The 21,096-nt window shown below is 39.8% G+C and carries 19 protein-coding genes; 10 read left to right on the forward strand and 9 right to left on the reverse strand.

The window, feature by feature from the left end; all coding sequences use genetic code 11:
• The first annotated feature begins 61 nt into the window (after positions 1 to 61).
• The 4 genes from hisG (at position 62) to hisB (ending at position 4,461) form a co-directional block, all read left to right on the forward strand.
• On the forward strand, positions 62 to 922 hold the full coding sequence (hisG, locus tag CLW00_RS19330) for an ATP phosphoribosyltransferase (RefSeq protein ID WP_106135356.1): 861 nt from the start codon (positions 62 to 64) through the stop codon (positions 920 to 922).
• An 82-nt stretch (positions 923 to 1,004) separates the two neighbouring features.
• Positions 1,005 to 2,294, forward strand: coding sequence for a histidinol dehydrogenase (gene hisD / locus CLW00_RS19335; protein WP_106135357.1), 1,290 nt, complete (start codon positions 1,005 to 1,007; stop codon positions 2,292 to 2,294).
• Between the two features lies 1 nt (position 2,295).
• Positions 2,296 to 3,357 carry a histidinol-phosphate transaminase gene (hisC, locus tag CLW00_RS19340; RefSeq protein WP_106135358.1) on the forward strand — a complete coding sequence of 354 codons (1,062 nt, stop codon included), beginning with the start codon at positions 2,296 to 2,298 and terminating at the stop codon, positions 3,355 to 3,357.
• Between the two features lie 9 nt (positions 3,358 to 3,366).
• Entirely contained in the window at positions 3,367 to 4,461 is a 1,095-nt protein-coding gene (gene hisB / locus CLW00_RS19345; RefSeq protein WP_106135359.1) for a bifunctional histidinol-phosphatase/imidazoleglycerol-phosphate dehydratase HisB, read from the forward strand.
• Positions 4,462 to 4,652: 191 nt separating this feature from the next.
• On the opposite strand, the gene CLW00_RS19350 is transcribed toward hisB, so the two are convergent.
• Together CLW00_RS19350 and CLW00_RS19355 are read right to left on the reverse strand one after the other, a co-directional pair.
• A complete protein-coding gene (locus CLW00_RS19350) occupies positions 4,653 to 5,735 on the reverse strand; it encodes a globin family protein (RefSeq protein WP_106135360.1) in 1,083 nt (360 codons plus the stop codon).
• 22 nt (positions 5,736 to 5,757) lie between these two features.
• On the reverse strand, positions 5,758 to 6,183 hold the full coding sequence (locus CLW00_RS19355; protein WP_106135361.1) for a hypothetical protein: 426 nt from the start codon (positions 6,181 to 6,183) through the stop codon (positions 5,758 to 5,760).
• A gap of 136 nt (positions 6,184 to 6,319) precedes the next feature.
• Between CLW00_RS19355 and CLW00_RS19360 the strand changes: the two genes are divergently transcribed.
• Entirely contained in the window at positions 6,320 to 7,102 is a 783-nt protein-coding gene (locus CLW00_RS19360; RefSeq protein WP_106135362.1) for a tetratricopeptide repeat protein, read from the forward strand.
• Positions 7,103 to 7,791: 689 nt separating this feature from the next.
• Here CLW00_RS19360 and CLW00_RS19365 read toward each other — a convergent pair.
• Positions 7,792 to 8,676 (reverse strand): ATP-grasp domain-containing protein, encoded by an 885-nt coding sequence (locus CLW00_RS19365; protein WP_106135363.1) that lies wholly within the window; start codon positions 8,674 to 8,676, stop codon positions 7,792 to 7,794.
• Positions 8,677 to 8,782: 106 nt separating this feature from the next.
• Here CLW00_RS19365 and CLW00_RS19370 point away from each other — a divergent pair, with 106 nt between their 5' ends.
• Positions 8,783 to 9,535: a polyprenol monophosphomannose synthase gene (locus CLW00_RS19370; protein WP_106135364.1), complete on the forward strand. Its 753-nt coding sequence runs from the start codon at positions 8,783 to 8,785 to the stop codon at positions 9,533 to 9,535.
• Here CLW00_RS19370 and CLW00_RS19375 read toward each other — a convergent pair.
• A complete protein-coding gene (locus tag CLW00_RS19375) occupies positions 9,513 to 10,730 on the reverse strand; it encodes an ABC transporter permease (protein WP_106135377.1) in 1,218 nt (405 codons plus the stop codon). The two genes, CLW00_RS19370 and CLW00_RS19375, sit on opposite strands and share 23 nt — an antisense overlap.
• A 40-nt stretch (positions 10,731 to 10,770) precedes the next feature.
• Here CLW00_RS19375 and CLW00_RS19380 point away from each other — a divergent pair, with 40 nt between their 5' ends.
• From CLW00_RS19380 to CLW00_RS19390, 3 genes are all read left to right on the forward strand, one after another.
• Positions 10,771 to 11,970, forward strand: coding sequence for an exo-beta-N-acetylmuramidase NamZ family protein (locus CLW00_RS19380; protein WP_106135365.1), 1,200 nt, complete (start codon positions 10,771 to 10,773; stop codon positions 11,968 to 11,970).
• A gap of 129 nt (positions 11,971 to 12,099) precedes the next feature.
• Positions 12,100 to 13,848, forward strand: a complete 1,749-nt coding sequence (locus CLW00_RS19385) for a SulP family inorganic anion transporter (protein WP_106135366.1) — start codon at positions 12,100 to 12,102, stop codon at positions 13,846 to 13,848.
• Position 13,849: 1 nt separating this feature from the next.
• A complete protein-coding gene (locus CLW00_RS19390) occupies positions 13,850 to 14,467 on the forward strand; it encodes a carbonic anhydrase (protein ID WP_106135367.1) in 618 nt (205 codons plus the stop codon).
• A 301-nt stretch (positions 14,468 to 14,768) separates the two neighbouring features.
• On the opposite strand, the gene CLW00_RS19395 is transcribed toward CLW00_RS19390, so the two are convergent.
• Complete coding sequence (locus CLW00_RS19395; protein ID WP_106135368.1) at positions 14,769 to 15,425, reverse strand: Crp/Fnr family transcriptional regulator; 657 nt, start codon at positions 15,423 to 15,425, stop codon at positions 14,769 to 14,771.
• A gap of 113 nt (positions 15,426 to 15,538) precedes the next feature.
• On the reverse strand, positions 15,539 to 16,303 hold the full coding sequence (locus CLW00_RS19400; RefSeq protein WP_106135378.1) for an SDR family NAD(P)-dependent oxidoreductase: 765 nt from the start codon (positions 16,301 to 16,303) through the stop codon (positions 15,539 to 15,541).
• 147 nt (positions 16,304 to 16,450) lie between these two features.
• Here CLW00_RS19400 and CLW00_RS19405 point away from each other — a divergent pair, with 147 nt between their 5' ends.
• Positions 16,451 to 17,278, forward strand: coding sequence for a universal stress protein (locus CLW00_RS19405; protein WP_106135369.1), 828 nt, complete (start codon positions 16,451 to 16,453; stop codon positions 17,276 to 17,278).
• Between the two features lie 256 nt (positions 17,279 to 17,534).
• On the opposite strand, the gene CLW00_RS19410 is transcribed toward CLW00_RS19405, so the two are convergent.
• The 3 genes from CLW00_RS19410 to CLW00_RS19420 all read right to left on the reverse strand — a co-directional run bounded on the left by CLW00_RS19410 (position 17,535) and on the right by CLW00_RS19420 (position 20,743).
• Positions 17,535 to 19,184 carry a Na/Pi cotransporter family protein gene (locus CLW00_RS19410; RefSeq protein WP_106135370.1) on the reverse strand — a complete coding sequence of 550 codons (1,650 nt, stop codon included), beginning with the start codon at positions 19,182 to 19,184 and terminating at the stop codon, positions 17,535 to 17,537.
• Between the two features lie 49 nt (positions 19,185 to 19,233).
• Positions 19,234 to 19,812, reverse strand: a complete 579-nt coding sequence (locus CLW00_RS19415; RefSeq protein ID WP_106135371.1) for a PepSY-associated TM helix domain-containing protein — start codon at positions 19,810 to 19,812, stop codon at positions 19,234 to 19,236.
• 82 nt (positions 19,813 to 19,894) lie between these two features.
• On the reverse strand, positions 19,895 to 20,743 hold the full coding sequence (locus CLW00_RS19420) for a hydroxymethylglutaryl-CoA lyase (RefSeq protein ID WP_106135379.1): 849 nt from the start codon (positions 20,741 to 20,743) through the stop codon (positions 19,895 to 19,897).
• Positions 20,744 to 21,096 lie beyond the last annotated feature (353 nt).

Consider the following 21,096-nt stretch of genomic DNA (forward strand, 5'->3'; position numbering starts at 1 on the left):
GATACAGCCCTATCATCCAAAATCATTTACTTCATTTTGATACTAAACGTATATTGCATACATGAATTCAATCATTAGAATTGCTGTCCAAAAAAGTGGCAGGTTAAGTGACGACTCCTTAAGCCTCATCAAAGAATGTGGCATCAAGTTTTATAACGGTACAGGTAAACTCAAATCTACATCTACTAATTTTCCAATAGAGTTTCTATTCCTGAGAGATGATGACATCCCCGGCTATGTGGCTGATGGTGTGGCTGATTTGGGTATTGTTGGAGAGAATGAACTGGTAGAAAAAGACAAAGATGTCAACGTACTGAAAAGACTCGGTTTTTCAAAGTGTAGACTTTCTCTTGCCATTCCAAAAGGTGAAGAGTATACCAACATTCATTTCTTTCAAGGAAAAAGTATCGCCACTTCCTATCCTAAAATATTGAGCGATTACCTCGAAAATCAAAATGTACATGCAGAAATCCATGAAATCTCCGGGTCGGTAGAAATTGCTCCCAGCATAGGCTTGGCAGAAGGTATTTGCGATATAGTGAGTTCAGGGTCTACTTTGATGATGAATGGACTTAAGGAAGTAGAATCAATCTTCAAGTCTGAGGCGGTTTTGATCAGTAACAAGAAACTAGACGCCGAAAAACTCGAAATTGTAGACAAGCTCCTTTTTAGGATCAATGCAGTACAAAAAGGCAAAAGTAACAAATATGTACTTTTAAATGCGCCAAACCATTCTCTGGATAAAATCATCAGCTTGATACCAGGAATGAAAAGCCCAACTATTTTACCTTTGGCAAAAGAAGGTTGGTCTTCCGTACATTCCGTGATATCCGAAGATCAATTTTGGGAAAATATAGAGGAACTCCGTGAAGCTGGTGCCGAAGGTATTTTGGTAGTTCCAATTGAAAAAATGGTTATATAATTACAATCTTGATGTTTAGGTACATTACTGATGCTGCCTGTCAGGACATCTACCTTTTTCAAAACACTTTATTCATTGACACATGAAAACGATACTGAATCCTACCAAGTCTGAATGGAAAAAAGCTTTAAAAAGACCTGTTCAGAAAACCAAGGATATAGAAAAAATAGTAAAACCCATTATGCGCAAAGTAAAGCGCTTGGGTGATAAGGCACTTGTCAAATTTGCTCTGGAATATGACCATGTGCAGATAAGTAAATTGCTTGTGAGTGTAGAAGAGGTAAAGCTTGCCAAGGATAAAGTATCGCCTGAATTAAAGAAGGCGATTATTTTAGCGAAGAGCAATATTGAAAAATTCCATGAAGCGCAAGCGGGTAATGACCTGGAGATGGAAGTGATGCCAGGTGTCACATGCATGCGGAAGTCCGTCCCTATACAAAGGGTGGGACTCTATATTCCAGGAGGAACAGCACCTCTTTTTTCTACTGTATTGATGTTGGGAATACCTGCAAATATTGCTGGATGTGAAGAGATAGTCATTTGTACCCCTCCTGATAAGGAAGGGAATATTCACCCAGCCATACTTTATACAGCTGATTTGATTGGTATTGACAAAATCGTCAAGGCTGGAGGTGCACAGGCAATCGCTGCCATGACTTACGGTACTGAATCTGTCCCCAAAGTGGACAAGATTTTTGGCCCTGGCAATCAGTATGTCACAGCAGCAAAGCAACTGGCTGTTAAAAAAGGAGTCGCAATAGATATGCCTGCAGGACCTTCTGAGGTTTTGGTGTATGCTGATAGTTCTGCAGTTCCGGCTTTTGTTGCCGCTGATCTTTTGTCCCAGGCCGAACATGGTGTGGATTCTCAGGTTATTTTGGTCGCTAGTTCAGAAAAGGTAAAAGACAAGGTCATGAAAGAGCTTGATGCCCAACTTGAAGTTTTGCCTCGTAAAGAAATTGCCAAAAGAGCATTGGAAAACTCCGTTGCTGTCATCGTAGGCAATGAAGACAAAGCCATAAAACTAATTAATGATTATGCACCAGAGCACCTAATTATCTGCGTGGAAAACGAAGAAGAGGTGGTTTCAAGCATAGTGAATGCAGGGTCTGTGTTTATAGGAAACTATACCCCCGAATCTGCTGGTGATTATGCTTCGGGAACCAACCATACTTTGCCTACTTATGGTTATGCCAAAAGTTACTCTGGGGTTTCTTTGGATAGTTTTGTCAAAAAGATAACTTATCAAAAAATCACTGAAGAGGGTATAAAAAATTTAGGACCAACTGTCGAAGTGATGGCTGGCAATGAGCTCTTGGAAGCCCATAAAAATGCAGTCACCATCAGGTTAAAGTATCTAGAAGACAAGTAAGATGGCATTTGAACTGGAAAAATTACTACGACCTCACATCCTGAGCATCAAACCTTATTCTTCTGCAAGAGATGAATATTCTGGAAAAATAGGAGTTTTTCTGGATGCAAACGAAAACCCTTATGGTTCGCTCACGGGAGAAGCCTTCAATAGGTACCCGGATCCTTACCAGGCTGATATCAAAGAGAAGCTAGCTCCAATAAAAGGCGTTAAACCTGAACAGATCTTCTTGGGAAATGGAAGTGATGAGGCAATTGATCTTCTGATGCGGGCCTTTTGCATCCCAGGAAAGGATAACATAGTGTTGCTACCTCCCACCTATGGTATGTATGAGGTATCTGCTGCCATCAATGACATAGCTATAAAAAAAGTACCCCTTACTCCCGACTTTCAACTCCAGCCTGATAGCATTATTGAAGCCGTAGATGAAAACAGTAAAATCATTTTCATCTGTTCTCCCAATAACCCAAGCGGAAACAAAATGGACCGAAATGCCATCCGTAAGATTATCGAACAATTTAGCGGTTTGGTAGTGGTGGATGAGGCCTACATAGAATTCTCAGATGAACCGAGCTTTGCAGTGGAACTGGATACATTTCCCAACCTTTTGGTGATGCAGACTTTCTCCAAAGCTTGGGGTTTGGCAAACCTCAGAATAGGGATGGCTTTTGCTTCTCAGGAAATCATAAGGATTTTGAATTTGATAAAGCCACCATACAATATCTCAGGTTTGACTCAGCAGAAAGTGTTGGAATCATTGGAAAAGGCAAGCGAAATCAAGGACTTGGTTCACAAAGTATTTGAGGAAAGGATGTACTTTGAAAATGAGTTGCCTCAGTTTGATTTTGTCAGGAAAATATTTCCAACCCATGCCAACTTTCTCTTAGTTAGAATGGACAATGCCAGGCAGATTTACGAGTACTTGATAAGCCAAATGATTATTTTGCGTGATAGATCCAAAGTTCAATTGTGTGAAGATTGCCTCAGGATTTCTTTGGGAACGAGGGAGGAAAATACATCCCTTATACAAGCCTTGAAAACATACCACTCAAACCTTAACTAATATATTTTGATGAAAAAAGTACTGTTTATAGATAGAGATGGCACCATTATCAAAGAGCCACCTACAGATTTTCAAGTGGACAGCTTGGAGAAACTGGAGTTTGTTCCCAAAGCAATTTCTAATTTACGGAAGATAGCTGAAGATACTGATTATGAGCTGGTAATGGTAACGAATCAAGATGGTCTTGGGACGGATTCTTTTCCTGAAGCTGATTTTTGGCCTGCTCAGTACAAGATGCTTAAAACGATGGAGAATGAAGGGATTATCTTTTCAGCAATTCATATAGACAAGTCTTTTGAACATGAGAACCTACCCACGAGAAAGCCGGGGATAGACATGCTTAAAGGATATCTTAGCCCTGAATATGACATGGCCAATTCTTATGTAATTGGAGATAGGAAAACAGATGTTCAACTCGCAAAAAATTTGGGTTGTAAATCTATCTTTATTGGAGATGCGATTCCAGAGGCAGATCTCTGCACCAAAGATTGGGACGAAATATTTGAGCGTCTCAAAATGCCAGAAAGGATAGGTGAGGTAAGGAGGAAAACATCAGAAACGGATATCCATATTATCGTGAACCTTGATGGTACGGGCAAATGTGAAATTTACACAGGTTTACCATTTTTTGACCATATGCTGGAGCAATTGGGCAAACATGGAGGAGTGGACTTGGTGATAGAAGTAAAAGGAGACTTACACATAGATGAACATCATACCATAGAAGACACTGCATTAGCCTTGGGTGAAGCGTATTTGAAAGCGCTAGGAGATAAAAAGGGGATTTCTCGATATGGGTTTTTACTTCCTATGGACGACGTCTTGGCGCAGGTAGCAATTGATTTTGGAGGAAGACCTTGGATGGTTTGGGAAGCCGAATTTAAACGCGAAAAGATAGGAGACATGCCTACTGAAATGTTTTTTCACTTCTTCAAATCATTCAGTGATACAGCCAAATGTAATTTGAATATCAAGGCTGAAGGAAACAATGAGCATCACAAGATAGAAGCAATCTTTAAAGGATTGGCAAGAGCTATTAAAATGGCAGTGAAAAGAGACCTGAATGCGCTCAATCAATTACCGAGTACAAAAGGGGTATTGTAAAATTAGCATTAGCATGTATTTCCTTGAGATTCGTCCTTTTCTAAGGGAAACTCATTGATATTGGGATATAATTAAACCCAGATCTAGCGATATAGCTAATGATAAAGAGTTTATTTAGCTATGTTTTACTTTCAAATAAAAAGAGGTTGATTCAAACGAATCAGCCTCTTTTTTTCTGAAAATCATAAAACTTATCCTTGTACTACAGCACTTCTTAATCCTTCGCTAAGCAATAATCCACCAAACTCGTTGATGACTGATTCTGGAACATTTAAGTTCATAGCGGCTTCTACTACAGCACTCACAAAAAGGTCATAATCAGCTTCAGTGATTAATCCAGTCATTCTTGAATTGACCTCTGGATTATGTGCGTCAACCATATTCAACCCCGTGTATTCAATATTTTGGGAACCAATATTTGCCGCCAAAAAATCACTGAAATCACCTACCAGTGCCGCAAATCCAGATAAATCATTTGCGCCAACTTCTGCCAACAGCACTGAAAAATAAGGCAATAAGTCTTCATAAGTACCACCTTCATTGGTAGCGATCACCAAGACTGTTTCCGTTACTACAGCTCTTAGAGGGATGTAGCCAGCTTCAATCAGCTCGCCTTCATTGTCAGGATCTGGGACCAAGCCAGAACCTCCCAAGCGAGTATACAAATCCAGTGCATCCCCATCGGCTCTTTGCACAATCGGTCCTCTTACTGATTCCAGCAAGTCTCCCACAGGCCCTAATACCTCATTTGAAGTAATCCCAGCTTGTGCAGCACCTTCCACCACAGCTTGGATAAACAAATCGTAGTCCGCATTATTGATTAATCCATTCATCCGAGAATTTCTGGAAGGATCATGTGCTGCTTCCATATCCAATCCAGTATATTGGAAATTTTTGGCCCCAGTAGCTTCCGCTAGAAATTCAGAAAAATCCATCACAAGCATGTTCAAACCTGATGTTTCATCCCTGCCTACTTCAGCCAATAACACTGAAAAATAGGGTTGAAGCGCATCGTAAGTTCCCCCTTCATTGGTAGCAATTGTCGTTACAGTGTTGATGACAACAGTTCGCAAGTTAAGGAAACCTTGTTCTATCATTTGGCTTTGATTTAAAGGATCCTGAACCATTGTCTCACCACCTAATTGGGTAGCATAGAAGGAGTCATCAGGTTCTTCCGTCACCGGGGGAGTCGGCATCTCATCTTCTTTGCAGGAACTGAGTCCCGCCGTGACAAGAATCAAAGCGGCAAAAAGCCAAGCATTCATCTTTTTCATAATTGTGTAGTTTGGTTAAAGATTAATTTTGGAAAGATTTTTGGAAAAAGGCACCAAGTTTATAGGTCAAGGAGCCCTTGTCTATTGCTGGGCAACTTTGTGCCAACATCTCATCAGAGGGCTGGTAAAGACTGGCTTGATGTTTAAATTCTTGGTTTAGTATGGCTACTATGTCATGAGGCGATTGTGCTTTTCGGTCATACAAACAAATGATATGGCCATTTGAAAAATTTACCCTTACATCTTTGATGCCTTCTACTTGGTCGAGGATTGAGATGATTTCTTTACCTTCTTCAGGCTCAAGGGATTCAGAAAAATCAATTCTACTCATGGTGAGGGATGGGACAGCACCTTTTTTTGGCTGAGTCACCATATAAATATGGACGGCTAAGACGCCAATCAAAAAGGTCAATAAGAAAATTGCTCCGAGTAATATTCTTTTGATCATGACATAAATCTTTTTGGTTTAGTGATAAATACGAGCGGACTTTTCCTATTGGATTGTTACCGCCATTCACAAAAAGGAAAATTGACTAACTTTTTTACTTTTATTTAGTTAGTTTTGAATAAAGCTTTGATAACTAATGAGGTATATTATTCCGATTTTCCTTTTGATCACAATGGGTTCCTGTTTTGGTTCATACACTGAAGGGGAGTATTACTTTCAGCAGCAAGAATATGAAAAAGCAGTTACCCAGTTTTCCAGAGCCCTTTTCTTGAATGTCACTGATGTAAAGGCTTTGCATATGCGTGCCAGGTCTTATGAAGAGATAGAGGATTTTGTGAGTGCCAAAAAAGATTATGAGTCAATATTGAAACTTAATCCAAAATACGCTCAGGCATATGCGGGAATCGGTAAACTGCATTGGAAAATTCAGGATTATAGAAATGCTGAAATATATCTGTTAAGAGCCGCCCAATACGATCCGGAGGATTTTGAGATAGTTTTTTTGTTGGGAAGGTCTTTGATCAAAAACAAGCGTTATAACCAAGCAGATGAATTTTTGCAGATCGCCAAGGAGCTAGAGCCTGAAGATGCGCGTGTCCACTACTATCAAGGTATGGCCAGGTCCCAAATTGGAGATCTGCTGGGAGCTGCAGGCTCATTCAATATGAGTTTAAAGTACGACCCGGATAATCTTGCCGCCAAATATAACAGGGGTGTCCTTAGAATGCTTATTGGCTATTCTTCATGGGCTGTGGAGGACTTTGATGAAGTATTGCAAGTCAAACCCGATCATGTTGAGGCCTTAGCCAGAAGGGGTACAGCAAAGCTCAACATCAATGATCCATCAGCCTGTAAAGACCTTCGTGATGCTGCCGCAAAAGGAAGTTGGTATGCCAAAATGTGGCTGGAGAAATGTTGATGGGAGGAAGGGAATATAGAATAGAAATAAGGTGGAAATACGGTAGAAATATGAGATAATAAAGTGGAAATACGATAGAAATACAGTAGAAATAGGGTTTAGAACTTAATAGAAATGAGGTTCTCTTTATTTTAAGTAGGGACTATAGTATCCATTATTGTTAAGGGTGGTGCCTTGTCCGAAGGTTGCGCCTTCAGATTTATGAGTCTTGAGCTTACAGCTCAGAAGGATCTTCAAACTCCAAACAGACACAACCCCGCCCAACCTTTAACGATTTTAACTTTTAACGATTCACCTCTAAGGTATCAGTTGATCAATCCTACCTTCAGCAGGCAGATACACGATTCATCAATTCATCAGTTCGTCAGTTCATCGATTTCACAATTACTCAGCCCTACAACCTACCACAAACTCAACTTTTAACCTTTAACGATTTGACTTTTGGGTATCAGTAACACAATTTTAGATTGTAGAATGAGGGTAACTTTGCATTGAAGGTCTATCCTATTTAGCTCAGTAGGATCTTCAAACTCCAAACAGACACAATCCACCCAACCTTTAACAATTTAACATTTTTAACTTTTAACAATTTTAAAGATTCACATCTAAGGCATCAGTTAATCAATCACACCTTAGCAAGGCGAGTGCACTGTTCATCAATGATACGAGTAAAGGTCCTAGAACCTTAATTATTTGGGTCCAATAATTACCTCTTTCAATGCTTTTTTGTAATTCTCGCGTGCGGCATCTGAGGTAAACAGGAACAAATAGGGTTCTATCAACTCCAACTCCATCAAGTAGAAGATACCTTCTATCCAAACTCCATCTACGCGGGCGTAAAGGCTTTTTTGGGCAAATTCATCCACCAGTTTTTGAAGATAACCCAATTCTTCAGCGCTAGGGTTTACATTGTGTATGCTACCTCCAAAAAAATGTTGCACACGGAAATCACCTGATTTAGCACTTTTCAAAATTGCATGGGAATACTGCCCATTAAAAAAGAGATATGAATATTCTCCAACCTCTGCAATTTCCTTTACAAAGGGCTGAAGCATAAAATCCTCTTCCCTAACCAAGTCATAAATTGCTTCTCTTTTATCAGACCAAGTTTCTTTGGAAAGCTTGATCGTGTTTTTGGCACCGCCACTTACTGTCGGTTTGAATACCAATTTGTCTGTGTTGAATTGAAGGAAGGCTGATTCTAAATCCGGAAGTTCTGATTTTTTGACAAATACAGTAGGGACAATCGGATATCCCTTCTCCTGAATTTCTTTGAGGTACCATTTATCAGAATTCCAAACTACAGTATCAATACTGTTGAATACAGGCAATCCAAGCCTTTTTATTTCCGCACACCAATCCAAAAACTCTTCATAACGGTCAAAGTAATCCCATGGGGATTTGAGTAGAATCATCTCATAATTTTCCCAAAGAACTGACTTGTCTGACCAAACTTCAAATTTGAAATCAACCCCAAGTTCATTTAATATTTCTTCTAAAACCAAATCCTCATCTACAACTGAAGAAGCAGCATAAGAGCCCCTTGCTTCGTAGGTGATTACCGCTATTTTCATAATATCAACTCGTTTATTTTTAAGCAATATTACCCCAATTTTAGCATTTTGCAGTCTTTAAGCTATTATTGCCGTCAAGAAATCTTATTTTTGTTTTTTGTGTTTTATGAAAAAAGAGAAATTAGTCATCATACCCACGTTCAATGAGAAGGAAAATATCCAGGACATGGTTCTGGAAATCATGGAACTGGAAGGTGAATTTGAGCTTTTAGTCATCGATGATGGTTCACCGGATGGCACTGCTGACATTGTAAAGGACTTGCAGAAGAGTTTTCCGGAAAGGTTATTTTTAAAAGAACGTCCGGGAAAATTAGGTCTTGGAACCGCTTACATTGAGGGTTTCAAGTATGCTTTGTCTCATGGTTATGAGTATATTTTTGAAATGGACGCAGATTTTTCACATAATCCCAAAGACCTAATCAAACTATACCAAGCTTGCCTTGATCCTGATACGGATATGGTAATCGGTTCGAGGTATATCACAGGTGTCAATGTGGTCAACTGGCCCATGGGAAGGGTTTTGATGTCTTTTTTTGCGAGTAAATATGTTCAGTTTATCACCGGAATGCCCATAAAAGACGCCACTGCAGGTTTTAAATGTTATTCCAGAAAAGTATTGTCCTCAATTGATTTGGATAAAATCAGATTTATTGGTTATGCTTTCCAGATAGAAATGAAATTTACAACTTGGATGCTGGGCTTTAAGATCAAAGAAATCCCTATCATCTTTACGGATAGAACAAGGGGTACTTCTAAAATGAGCACCCATATTTTTAGAGAAGCGGTGCTAGGTGTCATTAATATGAAATTCAAAAGTCTTTTTAGAAGATACAAACCTAATCAAACCGTATCGCCTTAATTGGATGGATATTGCTGATCAACATGGCCGGTATGAACAAAACCAAGGTGGTAACCACCAATACAGCTATATTGATCATGATAAATACAGGCCAATTCCAGAATACGGGAACAAAACTCATGTAGTAATTTTCAGGATTCAGAGGCATCAATTTGAACTTGTCCTGTAAAAAACCCAATAGTAAAGCGAGCGAATTCCCTATTAGTAAACCTCTCCCGATAATCCTAACACCATTCCAGACAAAAATCTTTCGTATCTGTTTGTTTTTTGTGCCTAGGGCCTTAAGGATTCCTATCATTTGAGTCCTTTCCATGATGAGGATAAAAAGTATAGAAACCATATTGAAGGCTGCCACAAACAAAATCAGACTTAGAAAGACGTAGACATTGTTATTGAGCAACTGTAACCAGTCAAAAATCTCTAGATATTTATCTTTGATATCTATAAGCCTCAAGTCATAATCCAGTTTGTCGTATAGAGGTCTTTGGATAACATCCAACTCGTTGGGGTTTTGTACAAAAACCTCAAAACCGCCTACCTGATCTTCAGTCCACCCATTAAGGTTTCTGATAGTCTGTATATCACCAAGGATGATTTTATCATCAAAATTTTCCAAGAATGTTTCATACAAGCCTACTATTTCCAACCTTCTAAACCTCGGCGGATCCTGCACAAAATACATGATCACTCGATCCCCCACATCGAGCAGTAATTTATTGGCGATTTTGGTACTCAATACCACTTCATTGACAGCAGAGGAGTCGCTAAATTGAATAAACCTTCCTTTTACCAAAGAGCTCTGGAAAGAAAGGCTGTCGAAATCAGGACCTATCCCTTTCATCAAAACCCCCTCGACTTCATCATCTCCCTTGAGCAATCCAGGTTTGTGGGCAAAAACCTGTACATGCTTGATGGATTCGTTTTGAGGGTAATTTTGGTAAAAGTCGGAATTTTTGGAAGTGGGGCTTTCTTCAAAGGCATTGCTGGACATGAATTTCATGACCTGAAAGTGGCCTGTAAATGAAAAAACCTTATCGGAAATTTCCTGTTGGAATCCTCCCAAGATCATAAAAGATATCAGAGAAACAGCAACTCCTATGGCTACAGATGCCACTGCAATGCGGTGAATGGTTCCGGTAAAACCGCCCGTACGTTTAAAACTGATTCTTTTGGCAATGAAATAAGAAAGGTTCAAGGATTTTAGTATTTTGGTCAAAATCTAGCGCAAAATAAGTATGAAGGCATTCAAATTGATTATTCTTTTCAGTTTTTTACTCAGTAGCATGGCTTTTTGTAAAAATACAGAAGAAAAGACAGACCATTCCATAGAAAAGGAAAAAGAAACGATTCTTCCTGCAGCTGATCAAGCTGAAAAGTACTTACACTTATTGGAAGGTAAAAGGGTAGGCCTGGTAGTAAATCAAACTTCGATTCTGACCACGCAAAACAATATGCACCTGGTTGATTTTTTGATGATGGAAGGGATTGATGTGGTAAAAGTATTTGTACCCGAACATGGTTTCAGAGGAGATGCAGATGCCGGCGAAGTGGTCAATTCTGAGATTGACAAACGGACGGGTCTTCCTATTGTTTCGCTTTATGGTGATCAAAAGAAACCCTCTGCCAAGACTTTAAGTGATATAGATATTTTGATTTATGACTTGCAGGATGTTGGTGTTAGGTTTTATACATATATCAGCACCATGCATTATGTGATGGAGAGTTGTGCAGAAAACAACATGCCATTGCTGATTCTAGACAGGCCTAACCCTAATGGAGACTATGTGGACGGCCCTGTTTTGAAAAAAGGCTTTGAGAGTTTTGTAGGAATGCACCCTATCCCGGTGGTTCATGGTCTGACAGTAGGGGAGTTGGCACAAATGATCAATGGTGAAGGTTGGCTTAAAAACAAAGTAAAGGCTGATATTGAGATAATTCCTGTAAGCAACTGGAATCATGCTGACCCTTATGGCCTCCAGGTAAAACCTTCTCCAAACCTCCCAAATGACTTGTCTATCAGGTTGTATCCGTCGCTATGTTATTTTGAAGGAACAGATGTTTCATTAGGTAGGGGCACTACATATCCTTTTCAGGTATATGGTTACCCTGATCCCAAATTCGGTGATTTTACTTTTACTCCGGTAAGCATTGATGGCATGTCCAAGAATCCACCTCAAAAGGATAAGAAATGTTATGGTGTAGACCTTAGAAATGAGAGCTTGGATCATCGCTTTACACTAGAATACCTGCTTCATGCTTACAATGTATCGGGCAAAAGGGAGAAGTTTTTCAACAACTTCTTTGATAAGTTGGCCGGTACAGATCAACTTCGTAAAGATATCCTTGCGGGAAAAAATCAAGATCAAATCAGAGCATCTTGGCAGGCTGATTTAGATCTATATAAAGAGATGCGGAATAAGTATTTGATGTATTGAAAATTAAAGAGGTTTCCATGTAACAAACATCACCGAAATCCTCTCAATTAGTCATGACTTTTGTTCTTGTAATTGGGTAGTAACAGTTTCTGCCCGATTTTTAGTAATTTCAATTCAAGTTTACTTCACATGAACAAAAGCATAAGTACAATCTTAAAAGGCTATCTGCCTATTTTGGATTGGCTACCCAATTATAAAAAAACAGACCTTCAAGGTGACCTTTCTGCAGGTCTGACGGTGGGCATCATGTTGATACCTCAAGGCATGGCTTATGCCATGCTGGCTGGCCTGGAACCCATTCATGGCCTATACGCAGTGACAGTGCCATTACTGATTTATGCGATTTTTGGTACATCACGACAACTGGCTGTTGGTCCGGTCGCTATGGTGTCCTTGCTTACAGCCGCCGGGATTGCTGGTTTGAATCCCAGTTCTCCTGAACAATATTTGATCTATGCCCTCAGCTTGGCATTTTTGGTAGGGCTCATCCAGTTTGGAATGGGTTTGATGCGCTTGGGTTTTGTGGTTAATTTCCTATCCCATCCCGTGATCAATGGTTTTACCTCAGCTGCAGCTATTATCATTGGCTTAAGTCAGATCAAGCACCTTTTCAGGATCAACCTGCCCAATTCAGAGCATATTCAGGAAATGCTTGTAGCCATTTGGCAAAATATAGGCGATATCCACTGGATCACTTTTGGCATTGGGATTATTGGTATCATTATCATCAAGTATGGCAAGAAGATTCACAAGAGTTTTCCAGCACCATTGATTGCTGTGATCGTAGGAATTGCCTTGGTCTCAGGATTTGACTTGACAGCTCAGGGAGTTAAAATTGTGGGAGATGTGCCAAGCGGATTGCCTTCTTTTTCATCACCTTCATTTGATATGAGTGTTTGGAGAAGTCTATTTCCAATAGCATTGACCATCTCCCTTGTAGGATTTGCTGAAAGCTTTGCGGTGGCCAAAACCATTCAAGCCAAGCACAAGAATTATAAGCTTGATGCCAACCAAGAATTGATAGGTCTGGGCATGGCTAATTTCGCTGCTTCCTTTTTCAAAGGATATCCCGTAACTGGAGGGTTTTCCAGGACAGCTGTAAACAATGAAGCTGGAGCTAAGACTACCATGGCCTCAATCATTTCAGCAGTTTTAATCGTATTGACGCTTCTTTTCTTCACTGGACTTTTCTACAACCTACCGAGTGCAATCCTAGCTGCTGTGGTATTGGTTGCGGTATCTGGCCTTGTAGACTACAAAGAGCCTTTGCATTTGTGGAAAAAGGACAAATCGGACTTTGCCATGTTGATTGCCACATTTTTGATCACCCTGACTTTAGGGATCGAGACGGGTATAATTGCAGGTATGGTATTATCACTGTTGGTGGTGATTTATCGCGCTTCAAAACCACATATGGCTCAATTAGGACGTGTGCCTGGTACAAGCATTTTCAGAAATTTAGCAAGGTTCTCAGACTTGGAAAGCAGAAAAGACTTGTTGATGGTGAGGATCGACGGTCCTATCTATTTCGCAAATGTTGAGTATATTAAAAATAAGCTTGACAAGTGGATAGAGGAAAAGGAAGATAAGGTCAAAATGATCGTCTTCAACATGGAAAGTGTGACCAATATAGACAGTACCGGTGCCCATGAATTGAATGAGTGGATATTGACATGGAGAAAATCCGGGATAGACATCTGCCTGAGTAGTATTAAGGGACCTGTAAGGGATGTCCTCAACAGGTGGGCAATTTTGGAATGCGTGGGATCAGATCATATTTTTATCGATGACAATTACGCACTTTCCTATTTTGACAAAGATGTAGACCAAAGCCTCATCGAAAAGTATTCTCCTTACGCTACCCAAACCAATAAATAAAATGTGTCAAATAAACTTAGATAAATACCTTGAGCACAATAAGAATTGGGCCAAGAAGTTAGGTGATTCCGACAGTGAGTTTTTTGCTCACCTTCAGGAAGGGCAACAACCTATTGCCCTGCTTTTGGGCTGTTCTGATTCGAGAGTATCGCCATCCACAGTCTTAGGTATAGAGTTGGGTGAACTGTTTATTCATAGAAATATAGCCAATGTAGTTTCCCACACAGACCTCAACTTTCTTTCAGTGATGCAGTATGCAGTGGAAAATTTAGGCATTAAAGACATTATTGTCTACGGGCATTATGGCTGTGGTGGGGTAAAAGCAGCATATGAAAATCAAAGCAATGGGATGCTTGATAACTGGCTTGCCAATATTAAAGATGTGATCCGTCACCACGAAAGTGATTTGAACGCTATTCAAGATGAGGATTTAAGACTTCAAAAACTGGTGGAGCTCAATGTCTTAGAACAAATTGAAAATATTAAGCAGACCTCAGTGTATAAAATTGCACATGACAAAGGCATCAAATTAAAGCTTCATGCCTGGGTTTTTGATTTCTCTACAGGTTTGGTTCATGACCTCAAAGAAAAGTACAAGATCAAGCCGGCGCATATTTAATGGTTGTAAAGCTGTTCGGGATGTGCTATCCCGAACAGTGATACCAAGGATTTGTAATCCATAAAATCCATAGGACCAAGGATCCAATGGAATCATTAATTAAATAAGCCAGAAATCTAAGGAGTTATATGTTCATGATATCATGAATAGGAAGGGTTTTATTAGATCCATACGGGGTCGAATTATTCATTGTCGGAATTTTGCTATAAACAAATGATTCCACAGAGATCAATAAATACCCCGATACAGAAACCTTATCTCCTTCATCTCGAAGTCGCAAATTTCGAGAAGCTTCATAGTTTTATGCGCTAATCAATTCCTCAAAGTCATCTCTGATGTAGATGATATTTCTGCCTAATTCAATCCACTTCTTTTTTTCCAGCTGTTTTAGCAGCCTTGAGATGACTTCCCGCGATGTGCCTAGTTCAGTGGCTATTTCCTGATGGGTAGTGTGCAGTTCATTTGTTTTGTGCTGCTTCATTTTGGTCACGATATATCCCATCAACCTTTGGTCCATGCGCTTGAACGCCACAGCATCCAAGGCTACCAACATTTCCTGAAAACGTGTCTGATAGGTCATTGCAACAAAATCTTTCCATTGCTTAAATTGATCCATCCACTCCTCATGCTTTTGGATAGGAACACCCAAAAGTACGGTAGGCTCTTCAGTCACGGCTTTGATTTCACTAGGTCTACTAGCCGAGCAACAAGTGAGTGACAGGGCACAAGTCTCGCCAGGTTCAAGGTAATACAGAAAAAGCTCTTTCCCGTCTTCATCTACTCGGAGAATTTTGATGGAACCTTCCAAAATGATAGGCACCATTTTGATAAATTTACCAGGTTCTGTGATCACTTTTCCCGCAGGAAATTCAAGCATGGCACCTTCCTTCAAAAGTGCCTGTAAAAGAGATGGGTCTGATATATTGGGTAATTTTTGTTTGAGTACTTCTAATTCCATTAGTGATTTTTTTATAAAAATATTGCGTCTTTATGGCCAATTTAGTGATATAAGTTACAAAGAAAAAGGGCCGAATACGCATCCGACCCTTTTTTGTACACCAAACCTATTAATTAAACACAAAATCCTCCATCAATCACGTGGACAGCACCTGTAATGAAGCGGCTCCTGTCAGATGCCAGGAATAAAGCCAAGTCGGCTATTTCTTCATTTTTGGCATACCTGCCCAATGGTATCATTTTTTCAAATCCTGATTTTACTTCAGCTCCAGCTCCAGGGGCAAAACCCTCTTCCAATGAGCGCATCATCCTATTGTCTACCGGTGATGGGTGGATAGAATTAACGCGAATCTTATGAGGGGCACCTTCCAAGGCTGCCACTTTCATCGCACCTATAGTGGCATGCTTGCTGCTGGTATAAGCCATCATCTGAGCTGTGCCTCTTAGACCTGCCACGGATGAAGTGATGATAACGGATCCTCCTCCGCTATTTTGCAAGTGAGGGAAGCCATATTTCATTCCCAACCATACACCCTTTACATTGACTGCAAGGACCTGATCAAATATATCCTCGGGGTATTCAGTCAGTGGCTTGACCACACCTTCGTAACCTGCATTTAAAAAGAGTATATCTATTTGTCCGAATTTTTCTTTCGCATAATCAGTGTAGGCTTTCACCTCTTCTGATTTACTGATATCTGCGGCAAATGTAATTACCCTTTCATCTGTGAGCTCTTGGCTTACCCTTCTTAGGTTTTCTTTATTCAAATCCACCAATAAGATTCCCGCTGCTCCTTCTTCCAAAAATCTCTTGGCAGTGGCTTCTCCAATACCTCCTGCTCCTCCGGTGATAATGGCATATTTTCCTTTGATTTCCATAGCTGATTGTCTTTGAATGAACCCAAAACTACCTCCCATAATTCGAAATTAAGGGGATAATTATCAAGTTTTTAACTGATTTTTATCAGGGTTTAAGTACGCAAAATTTCAGACTTTTGAGCAACTGATAACCAAATAACTAAAGCCATGAAAAGAATTATCGTTCCGGTAGATTTCTCGAAATATTCAGAAAATGCCTTTTTGACAGCCCTTAAGATAGCAGAAAAGACCAATAGCAGTATTACTTGTATTAATGTGGTGGGCTCCAGTTTGGACTGGGATAAACTCAGTGAGAAAAAGAAAAACGAAAATCAAAACATCATTGATGCAGTTGCAGAAGCAAAGGATAAACTCAAAGCTTTTGTGCTGGATCACAAGCTGGGAGGTGTGCCTGTAGAAATGTTTGTAGATGTGGGTTTTCCCTTCAATGTTATATTGAATGTAGCGGAAAGCCATAAAGCTGATCTGATTGTCATCGGCGCCTATGGTAAAGAGCATACCAAGGAGAAGTTTCTGGGTTCCAATCTTCAAAAAGTTCTCAGAGATGCTAATTGCCCAGTCCTGGCAGTAAAAAATGCGATGGATGGCAATGCGATGAGAAAAATGGCTTTTGCCTCTATGTTTGACGAAGATTCAAGACCCGCTTTTACCAAAATGAAAGCTGTACTGAAAGACTTCAAAACCTCCGTTCATTTTCTCTATGTCAATACACCGTCAGAGTTTACCAATTCGTCTGATGCACAAAAGAAAATGGATAAATACGCAAAAGGATTTGAAGACCTGGTGATCCACAAACATATCTACAACCACAAGGAAACAGAAAACGGTATCGTGGATTTTGCAGATAGCCATAAAATGGGATTCATAGGGATAGCTTCAACCAATAGAAAAGGTAAAAATTCTTACTTGGTAGGGGTAACAGATACTGTATTATTTAAGTCCGATCTTCCAGTATTAAGTGTGAAAGTGAATTAAAATTTCATATCTTAGATACTTCATAACCATATATTTAGATAGAAATCGAAGTGCAAAGGAGATTTCTGGAAAATAGTGGTTCAGGATAAGACATAAATGGAGTAGATGAGTATCAAAAATAGAATTGTATTGTAGATCTCAAGCATTTACTGATGTGGGATCTGTTTAAAAACTAAAAAAGGGATAACCCTTAAAGATAAGGTTGTCTAATCACCCTTGATTTGCCTAAGCTACCTGATTTTTTCAGGTAGCTTTTTTATTCTTTGTCAATTACTATTCTTGTTTTTGTTTTGAAATGAATAGAAGCGCTACCAAGGTTGTCCAAACTTGATATAACTTGCTTCAAGACGTTCGTCATAGTAGAAATGGGGAATTCCTGTGTGTGGTTCTTGTACTCTTGATACAGGTTCACGATCCAATAATCGTATTTTCGCGCATTCTTTGCTATCCAATCAGGTTGTGCTCCTTCAATCGATTCGGCCTGAAGGTAGGTTTTGATTTCTTTCAAATATTCAAAAGTATACTGCTTCAAATGATGATAATACTTTTTGGTCAAGTTATCTTCTTTATCTTCCATTTCCTTGATGTTGTGCATGACGTCCTTTAGATCTTTCGAGGCATATACAAGGGTACGCAAGGTCAACATTAATGAAGTCAGTCTTTCTGCATCTTCAATGCTTAGGTTTTCTTCCTGCAAGTCGATGTGGTAACTGGTAAGTTCATCCTCCAAAGCCTTTATCTGTTTGTATTGCTCCATCAAGTCCTTCGGCTGCTGGAGGATTCTACGCCATACAGATATTTGTTTTTTCTCTTCATCGCTTTCCTTCCATACACTTGTCAAAAATGAAATAGTCCGCTCAAAGGCATATTGCATGTCTTTTTCTAAAGCCGCTATAGCTACTTCGGGGACTTTTGGACTGACATTTTTGATAAATTTGGAAAAACCTATAGGTTCAGAGGACTTAAACCTGTGCTGAAGCCATTTTTCTAGCCTGGGAATGAAAGGGAAAAACAAAACAATCCCGATCAGATTGATCAATGTATTCAACAATACCAATTCCATCAAAGGGTCTTGGATGTCAAACAGATGCATGGTATAGTCAACCAAAGGTTCTATGAATATAAAAATCAAAAGACCTGTAATGACATTGAATAGGGTATGTGCCAAGGCAAGTCTCTTCTTGTCCGCTGAACCACCTAATGAACCTATGGCTACAGTGATTGTGGTCCCGATATTGGCACCAATAATCAAAACGGCACCTTCTATAAGACCGATTACCCCAGCGTTGATCGAGGATAATATGATCACAACCATGGCTGAACTTGATTGAATCAAGGCAGTGACTACTATGCCAATCAACAAATACACCCACAGCCCATATGCTTGAAAAGTACTCAGATCTATTTGATCTGCCACAGCTTCAATGGCTGTTTTCATGAAGTCCAAACCCAAAAACAACAATCCAAAGCCTACGGCAAAAGCTCCTAGATTTTTCAAAAAAGGTCGGCTTGAACTGAAAATATAAAGGAGACTTCCAAGCCCCAGAAAGGGCATGGCAAAACCAGCTACACTTAGTTTGAACCCTAAAGTGGCCACAATCCATGCTGTAATTGTAGTACCCAAATTGGCGCCCAGAATTACACCTATGGAATTTTTCAGGGAAATTACACCCGCACCTAAAAAGGCCAGTACCATCAATGTGACCAAGGAACTGCTCTGTAAAACAGCTGTGATCAGGGCTCCAACCAATATTCCTTTCAGTGCAGTATTGGTTGATTTTTGTAACAGGTTCCTAAATGACTTACCGCCAAGCTCCTTGATAGATGTCTCTAACTGATGCATTCCCCATAGAAAAACACCAATGCCTGCCAAAAACTTCCAAAAGTCAAAAATCTCTTCTTCCATATTTACGGGTTGTACAGCCTAGAACAAATATAAAAAGTAGATGACTAAATCAAACTGATTCGGCTTTGGATAAACTTTTGTATTTCCGGTTTTTCATCCTTTTTGGATTATACCAAAGGTAAAAACCCGAAACACAAAGTACAATCAGTACCAAAGAGGTCAAAGTTGTGTACAGGAGTTTGCTATTTTCGGAGGAACTTTGAATCAAATAATCCAGAATACTGCCATCGTGGATTTTTTCAACGAGGTCAGAATTTCTTACGCTCACTGATAGTATTTCCCCTGAATAGCCATCAATCTGCAACTCAGAAAAATGATGTTTGAAAATAACCTTTACGATTCCTTTATCCGGTCTAAAATCCAGTCTGTCTATGCTTGAATCCTTCTGCAAGCTATCCGTTGCATAGCTTTTTGCAATATCCAGGATACTTTCAACCTGAATCCAAGCCATGGGATTTTCTACTTTGGAGGATTGGGTCTTGGGGATCAAGCCCAATTCCTTTTTCCAAGCCAAAAGGATAGCAGTGATACCGATCAAAACCAAGAAAATCACAAACGGAATGCTTATCCATTTGTGAATTCTCCTGTTTATCCTTGTCTGTACTGCCAACTTCGAATTAGTCCCCATGCGCTTTTGATTTCCACCAAAAGTAAACTTTTATACGTATAGGAATTAAGTAATCCTTTTAACGGTCTAAATATTTATTAAATCACAGAAAAACCACATTGGCCAGTTTCATCGCTTCATCAAGGTTGGTTTTATCCAAGCCTAAATCATGACCTTTGCTTTCCAAAATCTGAATGAGGTTTTCGGTGGCAACATTGCCCACCAAATCGTCCTTGGCCATAGGACAACCACCAAAACCCTTTAGTGCACCATCAAATCGCGCACAACCCGCCTGGAGTGCTGCTTCAATTTTTGGCACTAGGTCATTTGGATGGGTATGAAGGTGTAGGCCAAACTCTATTTCAGGGTATTCGGCTGCATTGATCTCAAAAAGTGATCGGATCAAACTTGGTTCAGCACTGCCTATTGTATCTGCAAAGGAGATGACCTTGATGTCAAGTTGGTCTAATTTTCCCACAAAATCAGCAATCAACTCGGGAGAGAAGGGATCTCCATAAGGATTCCCAAATCCCATACTCAGGTAAGTGACCAAAGTTTTGCCCGCCACTTCACATTTGTTTTGGATTTCCTCTACACTTTGAAGGGCTTCAGCAATGGACTTATTGGTGTTTCTTTGTTGAAATGTCTCGGAGACGGACAGCGGAAAACCGAGGTAATCAATCTCCTCAAAATGTAGAGCATCTTCAGCCCCTCTGGTATTGGCGACGATGGCGAGTAGCTTTGACTTGGATTTAAACATATCCAAGAGCGAAAGCACTTCTGCGGTATCCCGCATTTGGGGGATAGCCTTTGGGCTTACAAAACTTCCAAAATCGATGGTGTCAAATCCCACACGCATCAATTGATCTATATAGGCAGCTTTGATGGCAGTATCTATAAATTCCGCCCTTCCCTGCATGGCATCGCGTGGACATTCTATCAGTTTAATCATAATGTGAAGGTAAATGGGGCAATTGGTATTTGCAAAAAACTGATAGATTGTGTAACTGATACCCAAAAGTCAAATCGTTAAAGGTTAAAAGTTGAAAATGTTAAAGGTTGAGTTTGTGGTAGGTTGTAGGGCTGAGTAATTGTGAAATCGATGAACTGACGAACTGACGAATTGATGAATAGTGTATCTGCCTGCTGAAGGTAGGATTGATCAACTGATGCCTTAGAGGTGAATCGTTAAATGTTAAAAATGTTAAAAGTTGAGTTTGTGGTAGGTTGTAGGGCTGAGTAATTGTGAAATCGATGAACTGACGAATTGACGAATTGATGAATCGTGTATCTGCCTGCTGAAGG

The organism is Mongoliibacter ruber (assembly GCF_003003005.1).
GTDB lineage: Bacteria > Bacteroidota > Bacteroidia > Cytophagales > Cyclobacteriaceae > Mongoliibacter > Mongoliibacter ruber.

Coding starts and splice junctions, on each gene's coding strand:
- CLW00_RS19360 (WP_106135362.1), top strand. CDS start 6,320: ATGAGGTATATTATTCCGATTTTCCTTTTGATCACAATGGGTTCCTGT.
- CLW00_RS19385 (WP_106135366.1), top strand. CDS start 12,100: ATGAACAAAAGCATAAGTACAATCTTAAAAGGCTATCTGCCTATTTTG.
- CLW00_RS19420 (WP_106135379.1), bottom strand. CDS start 20,743: ATGATTAAACTGATAGAATGTCCACGCGATGCCATGCAGGGAAGGGCG.
- CLW00_RS19370 (WP_106135364.1), top strand. CDS start 8,783: ATGAAAAAAGAGAAATTAGTCATCATACCCACGTTCAATGAGAAGGAA.
- CLW00_RS19415 (WP_106135371.1), bottom strand. CDS start 19,812: ATGGGGACTAATTCGAAGTTGGCAGTACAGACAAGGATAAACAGGAGA.
- hisG (WP_106135356.1), top strand. CDS start 62: ATGAATTCAATCATTAGAATTGCTGTCCAAAAAAGTGGCAGGTTAAGT.
- hisC (WP_106135358.1), top strand. CDS start 2,296: ATGGCATTTGAACTGGAAAAATTACTACGACCTCACATCCTGAGCATC.
- CLW00_RS19405 (WP_106135369.1), top strand. CDS start 16,451: ATGAAAAGAATTATCGTTCCGGTAGATTTCTCGAAATATTCAGAAAAT.
- CLW00_RS19400 (WP_106135378.1), bottom strand. CDS start 16,303: ATGGAAATCAAAGGAAAATATGCCATTATCACCGGAGGAGCAGGAGGT.
- CLW00_RS19395 (WP_106135368.1), bottom strand. CDS start 15,425: ATGGAATTAGAAGTACTCAAACAAAAATTACCCAATATATCAGACCCA.
- CLW00_RS19390 (WP_106135367.1), top strand. CDS start 13,850: ATGTGTCAAATAAACTTAGATAAATACCTTGAGCACAATAAGAATTGG.
- CLW00_RS19365 (WP_106135363.1), bottom strand. CDS start 8,676: ATGAAAATAGCGGTAATCACCTACGAAGCAAGGGGCTCTTATGCTGCT.
- hisD (WP_106135357.1), top strand. CDS start 1,005: ATGAAAACGATACTGAATCCTACCAAGTCTGAATGGAAAAAAGCTTTA.
- CLW00_RS19410 (WP_106135370.1), bottom strand. CDS start 19,184: ATGGAAGAAGAGATTTTTGACTTTTGGAAGTTTTTGGCAGGCATTGGT.
- CLW00_RS19380 (WP_106135365.1), top strand. CDS start 10,771: ATGAAGGCATTCAAATTGATTATTCTTTTCAGTTTTTTACTCAGTAGC.
- hisB (WP_106135359.1), top strand. CDS start 3,367: ATGAAAAAAGTACTGTTTATAGATAGAGATGGCACCATTATCAAAGAG.
- CLW00_RS19350 (WP_106135360.1), bottom strand. CDS start 5,735: ATGAAAAAGATGAATGCTTGGCTTTTTGCCGCTTTGATTCTTGTCACG.
- CLW00_RS19355 (WP_106135361.1), bottom strand. CDS start 6,183: ATGATCAAAAGAATATTACTCGGAGCAATTTTCTTATTGACCTTTTTG.